This window comes from Mycolicibacterium sp. lyk4-40-TYG-92 (assembly GCF_030209435.1).
Lineage (GTDB): Bacteria > Actinomycetota > Actinomycetes > Mycobacteriales > Mycobacteriaceae > Mycobacterium.
Genome location: NZ_JARVRX010000018.1, coordinates 1 through 17,863, shown reverse-complemented (window position 1 = coordinate 17,863; position 17,863 = coordinate 1). Strand labels below are relative to the sequence as shown.

Genomic DNA, 17,863 nt, shown 5'->3' with positions numbered 1-17,863 from the left:
GTGTCGTCGTGCCTACCTACGTATTCCGGTGTGGACGGGGTTGCCCGGACTTCACCGAACAGCATTCGATGGCGACCGCGCCCGCCGATACCCCGTGCCCCGGCTGCAGCGGCCAGGCCAGGCGCAGAATAGGCGCGCCCGCGCTGGGCGCCGGCAACTCGCCGGGCATACGGGTGCAGGACGCCACCCGTGCGACGGCGGACAGCCCGGACGTCGTCCGCAGCCTGCCGGCGAGTCGCCGGCGCGTGCCGGTGACCACAAATCCGTTGCACCGCAAACTCCCCCGGCCCTAGCCGAAGAAAAGCAAAACCCCGCGCACTCCGGGATCGCCGGGTTTGTGCGCGGGGTTTTGTCAGTGGGCAGCGGGTGTGCTGCCCAAGTTTTTACTGCTGGCCGACCTCGAACCGCACGAAGCGGGTCACGGTGACGCCGGCCTCGTCCAGCAGGGCCTTCACGGTCTTCTTGTTGTCGGACACCGACGGCTGGTCGAGCAGCACGACGTCCTTGTAGAAGCCGGTGACGCGGCCTTCGACGATCTTCGGCAGTGCGGCCTCGGGCTTGCCCTCTTCCTTGGCGGTCTCCTCGGCGATGCGACGCTCGTTGGCGACCAGGTCGGCGGGGACGTCCTCACGGGTGAGGTACTTGGCCTTCAGCGCGGCGATCTGCAGCGCGACCGCGTGGGCGGCCTCTTCCGAAGCACCGGTGTACTCGACCAGCACGCCCACGGCCGGCGGCAGGTCCGCGGCGCGCTTGTGCAGGTAGGTCTCCACGGTGCCGTCGAAGTAGGCGACCCGGCGCAGTTCCAGCTTCTCGCCGATCTTCGCGGACAGGTCCGCGACCAGCTGCTCGACGGTGGTGCCGTCGACCGTGGCGGCCTTGAGGGTCTCCACGTCGTTGGCCTTGGCCGCGACAGCAGCGGTGAGGATCTGATCCGCGAGAGCCTGGAATTCGGCGTTCTTGGCGACGAAGTCGGTCTCGGAGTTCAGCTCGATGAGGGCGCCGTCCTTGGCGGCGACCAGGCCCTCGGCGGTGGCGCGCTCAGCGCGCTTACCGACGTCCTTGGCACCCTTGATGCGCAGGACCTCGACGGCCTTGTCGAAGTCACCCTCGGTCTCAACCAGTGCGTTCTTGCAGTCGAGCATGCCGGAGCCGGTGAGCTCCCGCAGTCGCTTTACGTCAGCAGCGGTGTAGTTAGCCATCTCAGCTTTCTGTGGTGGTGGTTTCGGTGGCGGCTTCCGCAGAAGTCGCGGTCTCGGTTCCTGCCGTGGCGCCGGCGAGCAGTTCCTGCTCCCACTCGGCGAGCGGCTCGGCGCCTTCGGCCTCGGTCTTGGCGCCCGAGCGGGCCTGCAGACCCTCGGCAACCGCGGAGGCGATCACCTTGGTCAGCAGCGCGGCGCTGCGGATGGCGTCGTCGTTACCCGGGATCGGGTAGTTGACCTGGTCGGGATCGCAGTTGGTGTCCAGGATCGCGATGACCGGGATGCCGAGCTTGATGGCCTCGGAAACGGCCAGGTGCTCCTTGTTGGTGTCGACGACCCAGATGGCCGACGGAACCTTCTGCATGTCCCGGATACCGCCGAGGCTGCGCTCGAGCTTGTTCTTCTCACGCGTCAGCATGAGGATTTCCTTCTTGGTGCGACCCTCGAAGCCACCGGTCTGCTCCATCGACTCGAGTTCCTTCAGGCGCTGCAGGCGCTTGTGAACGGTCGAGAAGTTGGTGAGCATGCCGCCCAGCCAGCGCTGGTTCACGAAGGGCATGCCGACGCGGGTGGCCTCGTCAGCGATGGACTCCTGCGCCTGCTTCTTGGTACCGACGAAGAGCACGGTGCCACCGTGGGCAACGGTCTCCTTGACGAATTCGTACGCCTTGTCGATGTAGGTCAGCGTCTGCTGCAGGTCGATGATGTAGATGCCGTTGCGGTCGGTGAAGATGAACCGCTTCATCTTGGGGTTCCAGCGACGGGTCTGGTGCCCGAAGTGTGCGCCGCTATCAAGCAGCTGCTTCATGGTCACTACGGCCATGTTGGTGCCTCACTTAGTTATCGGTTGTCGTCCGGTTTCGGGTGATCCCGGACCCTGGCGTCTGCTGCGTGCCGGACCCAACTCGGTTGCCCGAGGAGGGACCGCCCGGCATGCGATGGCGACCCGAGATCGAGCCGCTGTGCAGGCGCGCGAAGTCAACCCACGAATGCGGATTGCAGGTGGAAGTTTACACGCTTGCCAGGGTGCTTTTGTCCACAGTGCGCCGGTTATCCACAGATCGGGTTTGCGGGGGTGCCGAAGCCCCGGACGGAGCGCTGAACTGGGCTGATGCGAATCGTCCTACTTGTGGTGCTCGCCACTGTCTGGCCGGCCGGCGTGGCGCACGCCGACGGCGACCGGCTGGACTGGCCGCTGCGCCCGCGGCCGGCCGTCGTGCGCGCGTTCGACGCGCCACAGCCGAACTGGCAGCGCGGGCATCGCGGCGTCGACCTCGCCGGCGCGCCCGGCCAGACCGTGTACGCCGCGGCCCCGGGCACCGTGGTGTTCGCCGGGGAGCTCGCGGGCCGTCCGGTCGTATCGGTGGCGCATCCGGGCGGGCTGCGGTCCAGCTACGAGCCCGTTCGTGCCGCGGTCCGGCCCGGCGCCGCCGTCACCGCGGGATCGCCGCTCGGCACGCTGGTTGCCGGGCATCCGGGATGCGGCAGTTGCCTGCACTTTGGCGCGATGTGGGGTGCGGCGTCCAATGCCGACTACGTCGACCCCCTCGGCCTCCTCGCCGAAACCCCCGTGCGCCTCAAACCCCTGCCGCCTTGACCGCTCGCGGAGGTGTAGGTGAATGGGTGAGCCAGGGCAGGTGGGTCAGGCGCGGGGGTGGGCCTGGTCGTGGACGGCGCGCAGCCGGGCGACGGTCACGTGCGTGTACAGCTGGGTGGTCGCGAGCGACGAATGGCCCAGCAGCTCCTGCACCACCCGCAGGTCGGCGCCACCCTCCAGCAGATGGGTGGCCGCGCTGTGCCGCAGCCCGTGCGGCCCGATGTCGGGCGCGCCGTCGACCGCCGAGACCGTCTGGTGCACGACGGTCCGCGCCTGGCGGGGGTCCAGGCGTCGTCCCCGCGCCCCGAGCAGCAGCGCCGGGCCCGACGTCGCGACCGCCAGTGCCGGGCGGCCGTCGGACAGCCACGCCCGTAGCGCGTTGGAGGCCGGCTCACCGAAGGGCACGGTGCGCTCCTTGTCGCCTTTACCGAGGACGCGCAGCAACCTGCGGCCCTGGTCGACGTCGTCGATGTCCAGGCCGCAGAGCTCGCTGACGCGGATGCCGGTGGCGTACAGCATCTCGACGATCAGCCGGTCCCGCAGCGCCATCGGATCGCCTTGCTCCGCACCGGAATTCGCCGCCGACATGGCATCGACGGCTTGGTCCTGACGCAGCACGGCAGGCAGCGCACGATGAGCCTTGGGGGTCTGCAGCCGCACGGCCGGGTCGGTCTCGAGCAGGCCCCGCCGCACCGCCCAGGCGGTGAAAGTCTTGACCGCCGAGGTCCGGCGGGACAGCGTCGTGCGCGCGGCGCCCCGGCTTGCCTGTTCTGCGAGCCAGGCCCGCAGTGTCATGAGGTCCAGGTCCGCGATGGTCGCGTCGTCGCCGAGGAATTCCCCGAGCGACCGCAGGTCACCGAGATAGGCCCGCCGGGTGTGCTCGGAACGGCCGCATTCGAGTTCGAGGTACTGATCGAACTCATCGAGAACCGCCTGGTGCACTCCCCTACGTTGGCAGAACCCTCGGCCGATCGCCTGTCACGCCACCCGTCGGTGGCCGAGCTGTGACCTCAGACGTCGACGCGCCTGCCCGCACGTTCGGCGAACGCATCGAGCGCGGCAAGAACTTCCGCGGATCGCCATACGCGATTGCGGCGGCCGGCGGTGGTCTCGATGATTACGCCCGCCTCAACCAAGGGGGTCAGCACTCGCTGGGCATGTGCAGTTTGGGCCACGATGCCCGCGTCCACGAGCAACGCGGCATTGATCACTGGACGGCTGGTCAGTAGGTCGGCCACTTTCCACGCTCCGGAATCCGCGCGCGCGGTGATCCTGTCGTTCCAGCTGGCGCGGATGGTGCGCAAGTCTGTGACCAGCTGCCGACCATTGACCGTCGCGCGCACGCTCGCCTCGGCAAATCGCTCCACGATGGGCGCGGCGTCACCCTCCCGGTACGCCATCAGTGCCCCGATGTATCCGTCCGTATCGGCCAGCAAACCCGCCGACACCGGCACGGTGATCTGACGGGTCAATGCCTTGTTGCGCAGCAGCGCTTGCACCAGCGCACGCCCCGTGCGGCCGTTGCCGTCAGTAAACGGGTGCAGTGTCTCGAATTGCGCGTGGGCCACCGCGATGAGTGGCAGTACCGCAGTGTCGGTGCGCTTCGTGAACGCGATGAGGTCGTCGATCGCAGCGGGAATGAGCTCGTGACGTGGGCCTACGAACGTGGCTCCGATCGGTGCCGACCCGCGACCGATCCACACCGGCTCAGTACGCCACTGCCCCGGGGTATGCCGCGGCTGATCGGCCATGAGCGCAGCGTGCATCGCCAAGATGGCAGCGGCGTCGATGGTCCCCGACAGCGCCAATGCCGCCCGCATCGCGGCGGTGTTCGCGACGATGTCGACGGCGTTGCGCTTGCCTGTGCCACCGACGAGCTCTTCCTCAGCAATAGATCGTGCCGACGCCGAGAGGTTTTCGATTTGTGAGCTGGCGGCGGATTCCGACCGCAGCAGGACCGCAGCGAACGGCACCATCTCACCGCCCAGTTCGGCGTCGAACCGGGCTATCTCGCGGCTCGCCGCTTCAGCCTCGGCCACCACGCCGTAGGGCAATGCCAGGTCCAGTTCGGCGATGCTTGCCGGTACAGCCGGGTGATAGGTGCCGTACTTGGGTGGCATGCCTGCATAACGAACCTGCGGCTCCCAGCGCACATCCTCATAAGTGACGGCGTCAAGTGGATGCACACCGAGATATTACATCCATTTATAGATTAAGTGGATGTAATATCGATCATTGCATCCACTTATCGAGTACGCGCGTCAACGCCCCTCGACGCGGCGCAAGGCATCCGGCGTCAGATCGGCCAGCGCGCGGTAGCCGTCGATGGCCATGGTCAGGTCGGTCTCCGCCAGCAGGGACCGCACCACGTGGACGACGCCGGCGGTGCCGGCGAGTGCCATCCCGTACGCGTAGGGTCGCCCGATACCGACGGCGGTCGCGCCCAGCGCCAGCGCCTTGACGACGTCGGCACCGGTTCGGACGCCGGAGTCGAACAGCACCGGCAGGCCGTCGGCCGCCGCGACGACGCCGGGCAGGCAGTCGATGGCCGGAATGCCGCCGTTGGCCTGCCGGCCACCGTGGTTGGAGCAGTAGATGCCGTCGAGCCCGGCGTCGCGGACGCGCCGCGCGTCGTCGGGATGGCAGATGCCCTTGACCAGCAGCGGCAACTTCGTCAGCGAGCGCAGCCAGGGCAGATCATCCCAGGTCAGCGGGTTGCCGAAGTCCTGCACCCACTGCATCACCACGCCCTGCGGGTTCTGCTCCGGCGGCGCGGGCAGCTTGGCCCGGAACACCGGGTCGCTGGTGTAGTTGGACAGGCAGTGGCCACGCAGCTGCGGGAAGTTGGCTGTCGACAGGTCGCGGGGACGCCAGCCGGGCACCCAGGTGTCGAGGGTGACGACGATGCCCTGGTACCCCGCGGCTTCGGCGCGGCCGACCAGGCTGGCCGCCAGGTCCCGGTCCTTCGGGGTGTACAGCTGGAAAAAGCCTGGGGTGTCACCGAATTCGGCGGCCACATCCTCCAGCGGATCGCTGGTGAGCGTCGAGACCATCATGGGTACGCCGGTCTGGGCGGCGGCCCGCGCGGCATGCAGGTCACCGTGGCCGTCCCGCGAGCAGATGCCCATGACGCCGATGGGCGCCAGGAACAGCGGCGACGGCAGCTTCAGCCCGAACAGGTCGATCGTCAGATCGCGCTCGGTGGCCCCGACCAGCATCCGCGGCATGAGTCCCCAGCGGTCGAAGGCGCTGACGTTGACGCGCTGCGTCCGCTCGTCACCGGCGCCGCCGGCGACGTACGACCAGATCGACGGCGGCATCGCGGCCTGGGCGCGCTCCTCGAGTTCGGCGAACGAGATCGGCAGCGTGGGGACGACACCGCCGAGCCCCTGCAGATAGATCTCGAGTTGGTAGTCACCGAACGCCATCAGGCCCGCCCTTCCGTTGCCACTTCGGCTGAGGATCGCACATTAGCGTCGGCCGGCGCGGTGGCTTCGGCCTATGCCCCGGCTTCGGCCTTGGCCAGTTCGGCCTTCCACTGCCGGAAGGTCTCCTCGGTGCGGCCGCGGCGCCAGTAGCCGGAGATGGACGCCCATTCGGCGCCGACGCCGCGCTCCTTGCGCAGGTATGGCCGCAGGTTGTGCATGACGGCCTGCGCCTCGCCGTGCACGAACACCTGGACCTGGCCGGGCAGCCAGTCGGCCGCCCGGACCGCCGCGATGAGCGGCGCGTTGTCCCCCGCCTGGTCGTCTGGCACCAGGTCGGCGCGGCCACCACGGTGAATCCACTGAATCTTCACGCCTGCGGGCGCGGTCAGATCCAGCTCGTCGTCGGGCCCGCCGACCTCGATGAAGGCCTGGCCGATCGCGTTGGGCGGCAACGCTTCCAGCGCGGTGCTGAGCGCCGGCAGCCCGGCTTCGTCGCCGGCCAGCAGGTGCCAGTCGGCGGCGGGGTTCGGGGCGTAGGCCCCGTTGGGTCCCATGAGGTACGCCGGGTCGCCGGGCGCCAACGACTCCGCCCACGGTCCCGCCACACCGGTGTCGCCGTGCACCACGAAGTCGACGGTGAGTTCACGCTGTTCGACGTCGACGCTGCGCACGGTGTAGGTGCGCACCGTCGGGCGCTGGTCGGCCGGCAGCGCCTCGAAGCTGTCGAGCGTCAGGGGCTGCGCCAGGCCGGCCACCTGGACACCCGCGGGCACGATGACGAACTTGACGTAGGAATCTGTGAATTCCTTGGGAGTGAAGGTGTCGAACCCGTTGCCGCCGAACACAACACGAATCATGTGCGGGGTCAGGCGCTGGGTGCGGAGTACTTCGAACGTATGAATCGGACGGCCTGCCACGCCTCGACTATACGAGCGGCGCGGCCGCCGTGGTGGGCTACCGAGCCAGCACCGCGGCCGTGAACTTGGGTTTCCAGTCCGACGTCAGCAACGCGCCAAAGTTGGATTCGAGGTCGTCACGCTTGGCAGTGTCGGTGTCGCGCACCGCGAAGATGAACGCCGGACCGCTCCAACCGGCCCCCGCCACACCCGACAGCACCTGCAGGATCTGGCGCGCCTGCTCGTCCTGGCTGACGCCCCGGGCCTGCGGCGCGCACGTCGAGGCACCCAGTTCGGTCATCCAGACCTTCTTGTCGCCGTCGCCGTTGACGGTCATCAGGTCGTGCACACGCACCAGGTCCGACCACCCGTTGTCACCGTCCTCGGCGATGCCACCGGGGAACACGTACGGGTGCATCGCGGTGGCATCGAAGAACTTCCGCGCACCATTGGCATACATGTCGGCAAGGAATTTCGTCGGCGCGTCCGGACCGGTGGCGCGGCTCAGCCCGGCGGCGACGACCGTGGCGTCAGGCTGAATGGCCTTGATCGCCGGATACGCCGCCTTGAGCAGCTCGGTGTAGACCGCGGCGCGGTTATCGGTGAACCCGAAGAACAGCGGCAGGTTCGGCTCGTTCCAGATCTCCCAGTCGGCGACCCGGTCGCCGTAGCGCTGTACGACCGCCGTGACGAACGCGGCGTAGTCCGCCGGATTGACCGGTGGCGCGCTGAAATACGAGCCCGGCGCCCGAGCCCAGGTGGGGCTGTACGCGATCAGTCCGAGTACCTTCAACCCGCGCTTTTTCGAGCCGTTCACCCAATGGTCGACATAGTGCCAATTGTATTGGCCCTTAACGGGTTCCACGAGGTGCCAGTCGATCAGCACGCGCATCCACTCCGCCCCGGTGCGGGCGACGGCATCGAGTTCGCGGTCGGCGTCGGCGTCGCTCATCCACGACTGGGGCGCGCCGACGCTGAATCCGTAGCCGCCGGCGGGCACCACCGGCATCGCGACGAGCGACGGGCGCACCCACAGACAGCTGCCGGCCACGAGTGCGACGACCAATCCGATGACGGCAGCGAGCCACCTCGAGCAGCGGCGAACGCGGGCCATGCCAGCAGGCATTCAGGCGGACGGGGGTAGGACGGGCAGCGGATCGGTGGCGATTCGGTGCGCCTCTTCGACATCGATCCCCAAGGCGCGCAACACAAGTTCCGCAGTGGACGAGCCGGCTTCACGCCACGTCTGATGACCTTCGAGCACCATCCACATGGCGCTCACCGTGGCGCCGAGGACCAGTGAGGCGACACTGTCGACGCCGACCTCGCCCAGCTGGTAGCGGCCGGCCGCAACACCGGCGTCGACATCGCCGCTCGGCGGCCCTGCCATCCACGACCGCAACCCCTCCTCGCTCAGGCCGAACTTGACGGCGAACCTGCCCAGCTGCGGATTCTCATGCGCGTATCGGACCCACATCCGGATGCCGGTGGCCAGCCTCGTCGCGGAATCATCAATCGCCGCGAACGAAGCCGAAACGCGCCGATGCAGGTCCGCGGTGATCTCGGCGACGACCCGATCGAACAAATCGTCCATCGAGCCGACGTTCCGGTACAGGGTGCCGCGGGCCACGTTCGCCTCTTGCGCGAGCTCGCTGATGGTGACCTGCGTGGTGCCCTTCTCGACGAAGAGCCGCACTGCCGCCGTCACAATCCGGTCGTCGGTCGTGGTCATCGCGCCGCTCCTTCCATACCGCCCGCATCACGTGTCCAATTCAAAACGATAGCAACGACGATTGCACACACCATCCCTGTTCTGAACAACCTTGTTCAAAGTACACCCTTGACTTGAGTTGAACACTACTGTTCAATTCGATACATAGTTGTTGTCACGTGAAGGGATCAACGATGATCGAAACCTCGCCGACTGACCGAGTCCCGGTACTGATCGCCGGAGGCGGGCCGGTCGGCCTCACCTTGGCTCTGACCTTGGCGCAACAAGGCGTGCAGGCGCTGCTTGTCGAACGCAATCCGGCGACGACGACCCACCCCAAGATGGACATCACCAACGGCCGCAGCATGGAGCTGTACCGGCGGCTCGGCATCGCCGACGAGCTCCGCAAAGTGGCTGTGCCGGAAGAAAACCCGTTCGACGTCGCTTGGGTCACCAAGCTCAGCGGTTGGGAGTTGGCCCGGTTCGAATACCCCAGCGTGGCCGCGCGCCGCGACGCCATCCGCGCCTGCACCGACGGCACCATGACGCTGGAGCCGCCGATGCGGGTGTCGCAGGCAATTCTCGAACCGGCACTCAAAGAGATCCTGGAGACCCGCACCGACGTCGACGTCCGGTACGGGTGGGCGCTGCAGTCGTTTCGCCAGGACGCCGACGGCGTCGACGCCGTCATCAGCCGCAGCGCCACCGGCGAGACCCGAACCGTCCGCGCGGACTATCTGGCCGGCTGCGACGGCGCCGGCAGCATCGTCCGCCGTCAGCTCGGAATTGCGTTGCACGACACCGATATCCGCCGCATGGCCGCGCGTGAGATCGGGCTGCGCAAGGTTCTCGCGGGGACCGCGCGGGCATTCGTGGAACAGCGACAGACCCCGATGGACGGCCGCGTCTACATGGTGCACTTCACCTCCCCGGCACGGGAGATGCTGGAGCGGTTCGGCACCACCTGGCACACCCAGTCCCCCGAAGGCTGGACCCTGATCTCGCAGAACGACCGCGACACCTGGACGTTGCACACGCTGATCGGCATGGGCGTCAAGACCGAGGACATCGATCCGAAGCAGTTTCTGTTCGCCCGGCTGGGCATCGAATTCGATTGCGACATCATCGTTGCCAATGAATGGCGGCCCCGGCTGTCGCTGGCCGACTCGTACGGGCATGGCCGAGTCTGGCTGGCCGGCGACTCCGTCCACCAGGTGGTCCCCAACGGCGGCTACGGCATGAACACCGGCGTCGGCGACGCCGTCGGGCTGGGCTGGGCACTTGCCGCTGTCGCCAACGGCTGGGGCGGTCCGCGCCTGCTCAGCGCCTATGCCGCCGAGCGGCGCGCCGTCGGCATCGCCAATCGGGATGCCTCCGCGCGGCACACCCTGGTGCGCCTGGCCATTCAAATGGCAAACCGCGCAGCGCTTTCCGGGCAGGGTTGGGCGGGCGACCGCGACCGCGCACGCCTGGGACGCGAGATTCTGGACCTCGGTAACCTCGAGAACGAGGCCGACGGAATCGAATACGGGTACCGCTATGACGCCTCACCGGTCATCTGTACGGAACCGGGCCGGCAGCCGGCCGGCCCGACACATCGGTACATCCCGAGCACCGTGCCGGGCTCCCGCCCGCCGAGTGTCTTCCTGCCCGACGGCACACCGCTGTTCGACTTCTTCGGGCCCGGGTTCACCCTGCTGCGTTTCACCGATGTCGACGTCACCGAGCTGACGTCCGCTGCCGTGGATCGCGGCGTACCGCTGACCGTCGTGGACGTCCGCGACGCGCCCACCCGGAAGCTCTACGAACGCGACCTGGTGCTGATCCGCCCCGATCAGCACGTGGCATGGCGCGGAGACCACAGCCCCACCGACGCGACGGCCGTGATCGACAAGGTCCGGGGTGCGGTCGGCACTGCAGTCCGAACGTCGCAAAAGGAGTACTCACGATGAGCAGCAACACCATTGGCGCCCACAACGGCCTGCACAGCGCTCAAGGGGCCCGGGCCGGTGAGCACCCGGGACGCTCCCGCAACCCGCTGATCAAGGTGACGGACCTCGCCTGGCTGGAATTCGACAAACCCGACCTGGCGCGCGCCGAGGCCTTCGCCCATGCGTTCGGCTTCGGCACCGCGGTGCGCACAGACACCGAATTGCATTTGCGCGGTAGCGATCCCGACGCCCCGTGCGTCCTCATCCGGCGGGGCCCGCAGACGCGTTTCCGCGGCATGGCGTTCGTCGCCGGAGACGACGCAGACCTGGTGCGACTGGCCGACAAGACCGGCTCGCGGGTCACCGACCTACCGGAATCGATCGGCGGGCTGGGCGTGCAATTGACCGATCCCAGCGGTATCCCGGTACGCGTCGTGTCCGGCACCCACCCGCTCAGCACGCTGCCGGCCCAAGCACCGCACACCTACAACCTCGGCCACGGCGTCGAGCGGATCAACGCCACCCAGCGGCCGCCACGGGTGCCGACGACGGTGCAACGCCTCGGCCACGTCGTCGTCCAGTCCACCAAATACCGTGCAGCACTGGACTGGTACCTCGATACGCTCGGATTGATCGTCAGCGACTTCCTGTACTTCCCGGGGCAGCGCGAGCGCGGTCCCACCATGAGCTTCATCCGGTGTGACCGCGGCTCGATCCCGACCGACCATCACACGCTGGCGCTGGCGCTGGGACCCGCGAACCGCTACGTCCACTCGGCCTATCAGGTCAGCGACCTCGATGCCCTCGCCGCCGGTGGCGAATACCTCAAAGACTCTGGTTACCAACGCTCCTGGGGCATCGGGCGGCACATCCAGGGAAGCCAGATCTTCGACTACTGGCGCGACCCCGACGGGTTCATGGTCGAGCACTTCACCGACGGCGACATGTTCGACAGCACACTCGAACCCGGATGGGCGGAGTTCACCGCATCCGGCCTCGCCCAGTGGGGACCGCCGGCCACCGCCGACTTCCTCGGCACCAGTCCCCGGCACGCACGCGGCGAAGTACGGGAACTGCTCACCGCACTCCGAAGCCACAACGAATTCGACGTCAACCGCCTCATCGGCCTACTGAAAGCAGCCAAGTCATGACCATCTCCGTTCTGCGCACCGCCGACGCGTGGTGGGTGCACACCGCCACCGGAGCCGCCAAGATCGCCACCGATGCGACCACCACCGGCGCCCTGCTCGCCGACCGCGCCGCTATCGAAGCCGCTGCCGCCGACACCACCACGGTGCCGGTCGACAGCCTCGAGCTCGTGTCCCCCGTGACTGCGCCCTGCCGCGTGGTCGCCCAGATGACCAACTACGCCTCGCATGTCAAAGACGCCGGGATGGAACCGGCCGCGATCCCGTTGACCTTCTTCCGTAAGTCGTCGGCGTCCATCACCGGCCCGTCGGACGCGATCGTCAAACCGAGCCACGTGCGGTTCCTCGACTACGAAGTGGAGATCGGTCTGGTCATCGGCATCGATATCCCGGTGGGCAGCACCATCGCCGACTCCAGCCTCGCCGACTACGTGGCTGGACTGGTGATCACCAATGACGTGTCCGCGCGCGACATCCAGCTGCCCCAGACACAGTTCTACGAAGCCAAGTCCTACCCCACCTTCACGCCCGTCGGACCGGCCCTGGTGCTGCTGACCGCCGCAGAGCTGAAGCGCTTCGGCGAACTGCGCCTGAAGCTGCGCGTGAACGGCGAGCTGCGGCAAGACATGCGGGTTGCCGGCGACATGATCTATTCGCCGCTGCAGGCCCTGCAATCGCTGACGCGCTTCCAGGATCTCAGCGCCGGCGACCTGATTCTGACGGGTACGCCCGTCGGCACCGCGCTGAGCGCGCCCCCCAAGGCGGTCGCGCTCATCGGTTCGCTGCTGCCGCCCGCTGTGAAATGGAAGGCATTCTTCAAGAGCCAGGCACGCAATCCGAAATACCTGCACGACGGTGATGTCGTCGAGACGACCGTCGCCACCGACGACGGCGCCATCGACCTTGGTGCCCAGCGCAACACCGTGAAGTTCGCATGAACGCGAACCTGTTGTGGCCCAGGTACTCCAGCCCTACCGACCTGGCGGCGATCGAGTCGGTGCCGCTGTGTGAGCGGGGGCTGCCGACCTCCACCTACGCAATGCTGGTACGGGCGGCCAAGCTGTGGCCGGAGCTCAACGCCGTCACAGTCCTGCCCGACGGCGCGCGTTGGGAGCACCCGGTGCGCCGCACCTTCGGCCAACTGCTGCACGACGTGCACCAGAGCGCAAACCTGCTGCGTGACTTGGGCGTTCAGCGCGGCGCCGCGGTCGCGCTCATCGCACCGAACTGCGACGACCTGATCACCGCGACACTGGCAGCCCAGGTCGCCGGCATTGCCGCGCCCATCAACGGCGCACTCTCTCCCGAGCACGTCAGTGAACTGGTGCTGCGATCCGGCGCCCGCGTCCTCATCACGGCCGACGCTCAACTCGACCCCTCGGCATCGGCGGTCGCAGAGCGTCTCGTCGGCGCCGGCTTGATCGACACCGTCCTGCTGATCGGACCAACAGGCGCCGATCCGATCGACGTGCCCACGGTGACGGGGGCGAAGGTCGACTACCTGACGCGACTGTCCGCGCAACACGACGGCACTCGATTCCACGGCACGACACCGGAATCCACCGATCTGGCCGCGCTGTTCCACACCGGCGGAACCACCGGCGCACCGAAGTTGGCCGCCCACACTCACGCCAACGAGGTCGCCGACGCCTGGATGATCGCCGCCAACACATTGCTCGACGAAGCGTCGGTGTTGTTCGCCGCGTTGCCGCTGTTCCATGTCAACGCTCTCGTGGTCACCCTGCTGGCGCCGCTGCTCCGCGGACAGCAGGTGCTGTGGGCCGGCCCGCTCGGCTACCGGGACATGGCGCTGTACGGCAGCTTCTGGAAAATCGTTGAGCGCTACGGGATCTCCACCATGAGCGCCGTACCCACGGTGTACTCGGTGCTGAGCCGATGCCCTGTCGATGCCGACATCTCCAGCATGCGGTTGGCGATTGTCGGTGCGTCCGCGCTGCCGCCCTCGGTGCGCAATGATTTCGAGTCGCACACCGGCATCCCATTGCTGGAGGGCTACGGCTTGACCGAGGCCACCTGCGCGAGTGCGCGCAGCTTCCCCGACCATCCCCGGCCCGGCTCAGCTGGTCAGCGGCTTCCCTACCAGCAGCTCACGACGGTACGCATCGACGACGACGGGGTCTGGCATAAACTGCCGCCCGGTCAGATCGGCACCCTCGTGATCGGTGGACCCACCGTGTTTCCCGGGTATGTCATGGGCCGAAACGCTGATGGTTTCGTGCTCGACGGCAACGGCAAGCTCGTCGACGGTCGGCTCGATACCGGCGACCTCGCCTGGATCGACGACGAGGGCTTCGTCCATCTGTGCGGACGCGCCAAGGACCTGATCATCCGCGGCGGGCACAACATCGACCCGGCGATGATCGAGGACGCACTGCTGGCCCACCCCGACGTCACAGGCGTTGCCGCGGTGGGCCGGCCCGATGTGCACGCCGGTGAGGTGCCGGTCGCATATGTGACCTTGCGACCCGACGCCGCCGCGACTCCGGAGTTGTTGCGGCAGTGGGCAGTTGAGCGCGTCGCCGAGCCGGCCGCGGCGCCCAAATCAGTGATCGTGATCGACGCCATCCCCGTGACCGCTGTCGGCAAGCCGTTCAAGCTGCCGCTTCGGGCCGACGCCGCCCGCGGTGCTGTCGCCGACGCGCTGACGGGCGCGCCCGGCATCGTCGACGTCGAGGGGGCCGTCGACGATGGCTCCGTCGCGGTGGCCGTCATCGTGGACGCCGAGGCCGACACCGACGCCATTGCCGCGACCCTCGGTCGCTATGCGCTCGCGTGGGGCATCAAGGAACGATCGTGACCACGCCTCATCGACCGACGGGGGCTGGAATGCCTGAGCCAGCAACGAAATCCGTGCCCGTTATCGTCGTCGGAGCGGGACCGACCGGTGTCACCGCGGCGACGTTGCTCGCCGACCACGGCGTGCCGACGCTGGTTCTCGATCGCTGGGAATCGGTGTATCCCCAGCCGCGCGCCGTGCATCTCGATGATGAGATCCACCGCATCCTCGCCCGCCTCGGCGTGGCCGACGAGTTCGCCGCGATATCCCGACCCGCGCTCGGGTTACGCCTGCTCGACCAGAACCACCACACGCTGGCACAGTTCGACCGCGACCCGGCACGCAGCCGGCATGGTTTCCCCCAGGCCAACATGTTCGACCAACCCGAACTGGAAGAACTGCTGCGCGGCAACCTGGCCAAGCGCCCAAATGTGGAGCTGCGCGGCAATTCCGAGGTCACCGGCATCACCCAGCACGAACCGGGCCGCGTCCGGGTGACCTACTCCGACCGTGCCACCGGAACGGAGCACGTCGTCGAAGCCGGGTACGTGCTGGGCTGCGACGGGGCCAACAGCATCGTGCGAGCCGCCATCGGTGCCGCAATGGAAGACCTGCGGTTCGAGCAGCGCTGGCTGGTCGCCGACGTGGTCACCGAGGCCGAACTCGATCAGTGGGACGGCGTGCACCAGGTCTGCGATCCCATCCGGGCCGCGACGTACATGCGGATCGGGCCCCACCGCTACCGCTGGGAGTTTCGGCTGCTGCCGTCGGAAACCGCGGCTGACTTCAGCACGATGGCGACCCTAAGGCCCTTGGTCGCCCCCTGGATCGGCGACGTGGCCAACGAGGAACTCAACCTCGTGCGCGTCACCGAGTACACCTTTCGCGCCCAGATCGCCGACAGTTGGCGGGAACGCAACGTGTTCCTCCTCGGCGACGCCGCCCACCTCACGCCACCATTCATCGGGCAGGGCATGGGAGCCGGCCTGCGCGACGCGATGAACCTGGCATGGAAAGTTGCCGGCGTGATCAACGGAGAGCTACCCGAGGCACTGCTGGCGACCTACGAACAGGAACGGAAACCCCACGCGCGCAGCATGATCGGCTTGGCATTGGCCATGGGGTGGGCGATGACGGCCGGTGGCCATGCGGGAAACATGGTGCGGCGGACCGTCACACCCCGGCTGCGGTTGATACCCGGCCTTCGCGACAAGCTCACCAACGGCACCACCCCCCGGCTGCATGAGTCTGCCTTGGTCGTGAAAAGCCGGAGCCCGCGCCGGCTTGCCGGAACCTTGTGCCCCAACCCGGCACTGGCCGACGGACGACGCCTGGACATGCTGTTGGGCAACAGCTTTGCGCTCCTGACCAGCACACGGCCCTCGGCTTTCCAACTCGCCCTGCTCGAGGACCACGGCGTCGTCGTTCATGTCGCCGAACCCGGCGGCGAATTGGAGCGGTGGCTACGCCGCGGCCGCGCCACCGCCGCCGTCGTCCGACCCGACCGCACGGTGATGTGCGCCGGCCGCGACGTGTGGAAACTCTGCGCGGCCATACCCGGATTCGCGTCGGCCCGGTCCCTCATCGCTGACCCGCCCCGCGCGTAATCGTCCACCGCCGAAGTCATGAGAGGAACATCAATGCAACGCCGACCCGCCGGCCTGCCCGTCTACGAGCCCGACATCTACTCTGTCGACGCCATCACCGACCCTTACCCCCACTACCAGAGAATGCGCGACCTCGGTCCGGTGGTATGGCTGGCGAAGCAACGGGCGTATGCGGTGCCGCGTTACGCCGAGTGTAAATCGGTGCTCCGCGACGACACGACCTTTCTGTCGGGTCAAGGTGTGGCACTCAATCCGATCACCAACCGAATGTCGTACGGCACCACGCTCAACAGCGACGGTGTCGAGCACGAACAACGCCGCAAGCGCGTCGCGCACCGCATGCTGCCGCGCGCTCTGCGCGCCATCAGTGACACCGTCGATGACACGGCCCGCAGCGTCGTCGAAACTGCGCTCGACAAGGGCGATATCGACGGTGTCAGCGACCTCGCGGCCGCGCTGCCGCTGGCGGTCGTGCCCGACCTCATCGGCTGGCCGCACGATCAACGCGATCACCTGATTGCCTGGGCCGGAGCAACATTCGATGTACTCGGCCCGCTCAACTGGCAGTCGATCAAAGCGGTGCCCAACACCATGCGCATGTTGCACTTCGCCCGGCGCGTAGTTCGCGAACGCGACGTCATCGAGGGCAGCATGGCGCACGAGCTACTCGCCGCCGCAGACGACGGCAAACTGGCGCACCACGAATGCCCGCCGCTGCTCGTCGACTACATCGCCCCGTCGATCGATACGACCATGAGCGCCATCTCCAACGCGTTGAGTCTCTTCGCCACCCACCCCGACCAGTGGCAACTGCTCAAGGACGAACCCGACCTCCTGCCGAACGCGGTCAATGAGATCGTCCGCTACGAGCCACCGCTGCGCGCCTTCGCGCGGTGCACGGCGCAGCAGACTGAAATCGCTGAAGTGCGGATCCCCGCGGGCGCACGAGTCCTGGTGATCTACGCCTCCGCCAACCGCGACGAACGCGAGTGGGAAAACCCCACGGTGTTCGACATCCGACGTGACGCCGGCCGTCACGTCGGATTCGGACACGGTGCCCACGCCTGCGCCGGACAGGGCCTGGCGCGTTTGGAAACCACCGCCATGTTGCGGGCGCTGCTCGAGCGCGTGGACCGGATCGAGCTGACCGGTACGCCCAAATGGGCGATCAACAACATCATCCGCCGCCATGAACGCCTGCCTCTCAAGCTGATTGCCGCTTAGGCGCGCGTAATCGACAACTCACCGCTTCGAGCGACCCCCGCTCGAGCTCGCCATCACCAGTTAGGACAACCATGCATGTGAACGTCGATTACAACCGCTGCGAGGGCCACGGCGTGTGCGTCGCCCAAGCACCCGGTGCCTTCGAACTCGACGACGATGGAAATCTGAACTACCACTTCGAGGGGCAAGAGGTCCCGACCGCAATCGAAACAGCGGTTCGCGCGGCAGTCGATGCGTGCCCGGTCGCGGCACTCAGCGAGGCACCCTGAGATGAGTCAGACAGTGCGTGGTGTGATTTCCCGGGCCAAGAAGCAGCCCATCGAGC

General features: G+C 67.5%; 17 protein-coding genes. 9 read left to right on the top strand and 8 right to left on the bottom strand.

Translation table 11 applies throughout. The features are described from left to right. Positions 1-8: 8 nt before the first annotated feature. Positions 9-293 (top strand): FmdB family zinc ribbon protein, encoded by a 285-nt coding sequence (locus QRN63_RS23565; protein ID WP_285033420.1) that lies wholly within the window; start codon positions 9-11, stop codon positions 291-293. 90 nt (positions 294-383) lie between these two features. Here QRN63_RS23565 and tsf read toward each other — a convergent pair whose 3' ends face one another. Both tsf and rpsB read right to left on the bottom strand, forming a co-directional pair. Next, entirely contained in the window at positions 384-1,199 is an 816-nt protein-coding gene (gene tsf / locus QRN63_RS23560; protein ID WP_285033419.1) for a translation elongation factor Ts, read from the bottom strand. 1 nt (position 1,200) lies between these two features. Then, positions 1,201-2,022, bottom strand: coding sequence for a 30S ribosomal protein S2 (rpsB, locus tag QRN63_RS23555; RefSeq protein ID WP_267316976.1), 822 nt, complete (start codon positions 2,020-2,022; stop codon positions 1,201-1,203). 288 nt (positions 2,023-2,310) lie between these two features. Here rpsB and QRN63_RS23550 point away from each other — a divergent pair, with 288 nt between their 5' ends. After that, positions 2,311-2,796 carry a murein hydrolase activator EnvC family protein gene (locus tag QRN63_RS23550; protein ID WP_285033418.1) on the top strand — a complete coding sequence of 162 codons (486 nt, stop codon included), beginning with the start codon at positions 2,311-2,313 and terminating at the stop codon, positions 2,794-2,796. A gap of 45 nt (positions 2,797-2,841) precedes the next feature. Here the strand turns inward: QRN63_RS23550 and QRN63_RS23545 are convergent, their stop codons facing one another. From QRN63_RS23545 to QRN63_RS23520, 6 genes are all read right to left on the bottom strand, one after another. Then, a complete protein-coding gene (locus QRN63_RS23545) occupies positions 2,842-3,738 on the bottom strand; it encodes a tyrosine recombinase XerC (RefSeq protein WP_285033417.1) in 897 nt (298 codons plus the stop codon). Positions 3,739-3,806: 68 nt separating this feature from the next. Next, on the bottom strand, positions 3,807-4,982 hold the full coding sequence (locus QRN63_RS23540; protein ID WP_350224469.1) for a Fic family protein: 1,176 nt from the start codon (positions 4,980-4,982) through the stop codon (positions 3,807-3,809). 75 nt (positions 4,983-5,057) lie between these two features. After that, positions 5,058-6,224, bottom strand: a complete 1,167-nt coding sequence (locus QRN63_RS23535) for a lactate 2-monooxygenase (RefSeq protein ID WP_285033416.1) — start codon at positions 6,222-6,224, stop codon at positions 5,058-5,060. Positions 6,225-6,295: 71 nt separating this feature from the next. After that, a complete protein-coding gene (locus tag QRN63_RS23530) occupies positions 6,296-7,141 on the bottom strand; it encodes a siderophore-interacting protein (RefSeq protein WP_267316972.1) in 846 nt (281 codons plus the stop codon). A 37-nt stretch (positions 7,142-7,178) separates the two neighbouring features. Continuing rightward, positions 7,179-8,234, bottom strand: coding sequence for a cellulase family glycosylhydrolase (locus QRN63_RS23525; protein WP_285033415.1), 1,056 nt, complete (start codon positions 8,232-8,234; stop codon positions 7,179-7,181). Positions 8,235-8,246: 12 nt separating this feature from the next. Beyond that, positions 8,247-8,852 (bottom strand): TetR/AcrR family transcriptional regulator, encoded by a 606-nt coding sequence (locus QRN63_RS23520; protein WP_285033414.1) that lies wholly within the window; start codon positions 8,850-8,852, stop codon positions 8,247-8,249. 173 nt (positions 8,853-9,025) lie between these two features. On the opposite strand from QRN63_RS23520, the gene QRN63_RS23515 reads away from it, so the two are divergent. The 7 genes from QRN63_RS23515 (at position 9,026) to QRN63_RS23485 (ending at position 17,807) form a co-directional block, all read left to right on the top strand. Then, positions 9,026-10,783: an FAD-dependent monooxygenase gene (locus QRN63_RS23515; protein ID WP_285033413.1), complete on the top strand. Its 1,758-nt coding sequence runs from the start codon at positions 9,026-9,028 to the stop codon at positions 10,781-10,783. Beyond that, on the top strand, positions 10,780-11,913 hold the full coding sequence (locus tag QRN63_RS23510) for a VOC family protein (RefSeq protein ID WP_285033412.1): 1,134 nt from the start codon (positions 10,780-10,782) through the stop codon (positions 11,911-11,913). The genes QRN63_RS23515 and QRN63_RS23510 overlap by 4 nt, the downstream gene beginning before the upstream one ends. Next, complete coding sequence (locus QRN63_RS23505; RefSeq protein ID WP_285033411.1) at positions 11,910-12,848, top strand: fumarylacetoacetate hydrolase family protein; 939 nt, start codon at positions 11,910-11,912, stop codon at positions 12,846-12,848. Before QRN63_RS23510 ends, QRN63_RS23505 begins: the two co-directional genes overlap by 4 nt. Further along, positions 12,845-14,728: an acyl-CoA synthetase gene (locus tag QRN63_RS23500; protein WP_285033410.1), complete on the top strand. Its 1,884-nt coding sequence runs from the start codon at positions 12,845-12,847 to the stop codon at positions 14,726-14,728. Before QRN63_RS23505 ends, QRN63_RS23500 begins: the two co-directional genes overlap by 4 nt. Before the next feature lie 29 nt (positions 14,729-14,757). Continuing rightward, a complete protein-coding gene (gene mhpA, locus QRN63_RS23495; RefSeq protein ID WP_285033409.1) occupies positions 14,758-16,314 on the top strand; it encodes a bifunctional 3-(3-hydroxy-phenyl)propionate/3-hydroxycinnamic acid hydroxylase MhpA in 1,557 nt (518 codons plus the stop codon). A gap of 33 nt (positions 16,315-16,347) precedes the next feature. Beyond that, a complete protein-coding gene (locus tag QRN63_RS23490) occupies positions 16,348-17,538 on the top strand; it encodes a cytochrome P450 (RefSeq protein ID WP_285033408.1) in 1,191 nt (396 codons plus the stop codon). Positions 17,539-17,609: 71 nt separating this feature from the next. Then, positions 17,610-17,807, top strand: a complete 198-nt coding sequence (locus QRN63_RS23485; RefSeq protein ID WP_285033407.1) for a ferredoxin — start codon at positions 17,610-17,612, stop codon at positions 17,805-17,807. The last annotated feature ends 56 nt before the right edge of the window (positions 17,808-17,863 follow it).

Coding starts and splice junctions, on each gene's coding strand:
- tsf (WP_285033419.1), bottom strand. CDS start 1,199: ATGGCTAACTACACCGCTGCTGACGTAAAGCGACTGCGGGAGCTCACC.
- rpsB (WP_267316976.1), bottom strand. CDS start 2,022: ATGGCCGTAGTGACCATGAAGCAGCTGCTTGATAGCGGCGCACACTTC.
- QRN63_RS23550 (WP_285033418.1), top strand. CDS start 2,311: ATGCGAATCGTCCTACTTGTGGTGCTCGCCACTGTCTGGCCGGCCGGC.
- QRN63_RS23535 (WP_285033416.1), bottom strand. CDS start 6,224: ATGGCGTTCGGTGACTACCAACTCGAGATCTATCTGCAGGGGCTCGGC.
- QRN63_RS23525 (WP_285033415.1), bottom strand. CDS start 8,234: ATGGCCCGCGTTCGCCGCTGCTCGAGGTGGCTCGCTGCCGTCATCGGA.
- QRN63_RS23520 (WP_285033414.1), bottom strand. CDS start 8,852: ATGACCACGACCGACGACCGGATTGTGACGGCGGCAGTGCGGCTCTTC.
- QRN63_RS23515 (WP_285033413.1), top strand. CDS start 9,026: ATGATCGAAACCTCGCCGACTGACCGAGTCCCGGTACTGATCGCCGGA.
- QRN63_RS23510 (WP_285033412.1), top strand. CDS start 10,780: ATGAGCAGCAACACCATTGGCGCCCACAACGGCCTGCACAGCGCTCAA.
- QRN63_RS23505 (WP_285033411.1), top strand. CDS start 11,910: ATGACCATCTCCGTTCTGCGCACCGCCGACGCGTGGTGGGTGCACACC.
- QRN63_RS23500 (WP_285033410.1), top strand. CDS start 12,845: ATGAACGCGAACCTGTTGTGGCCCAGGTACTCCAGCCCTACCGACCTG.
- mhpA (WP_285033409.1), top strand. CDS start 14,758: ATGCCTGAGCCAGCAACGAAATCCGTGCCCGTTATCGTCGTCGGAGCG.
- QRN63_RS23490 (WP_285033408.1), top strand. CDS start 16,348: ATGCAACGCCGACCCGCCGGCCTGCCCGTCTACGAGCCCGACATCTAC.
- QRN63_RS23485 (WP_285033407.1), top strand. CDS start 17,610: ATGCATGTGAACGTCGATTACAACCGCTGCGAGGGCCACGGCGTGTGC.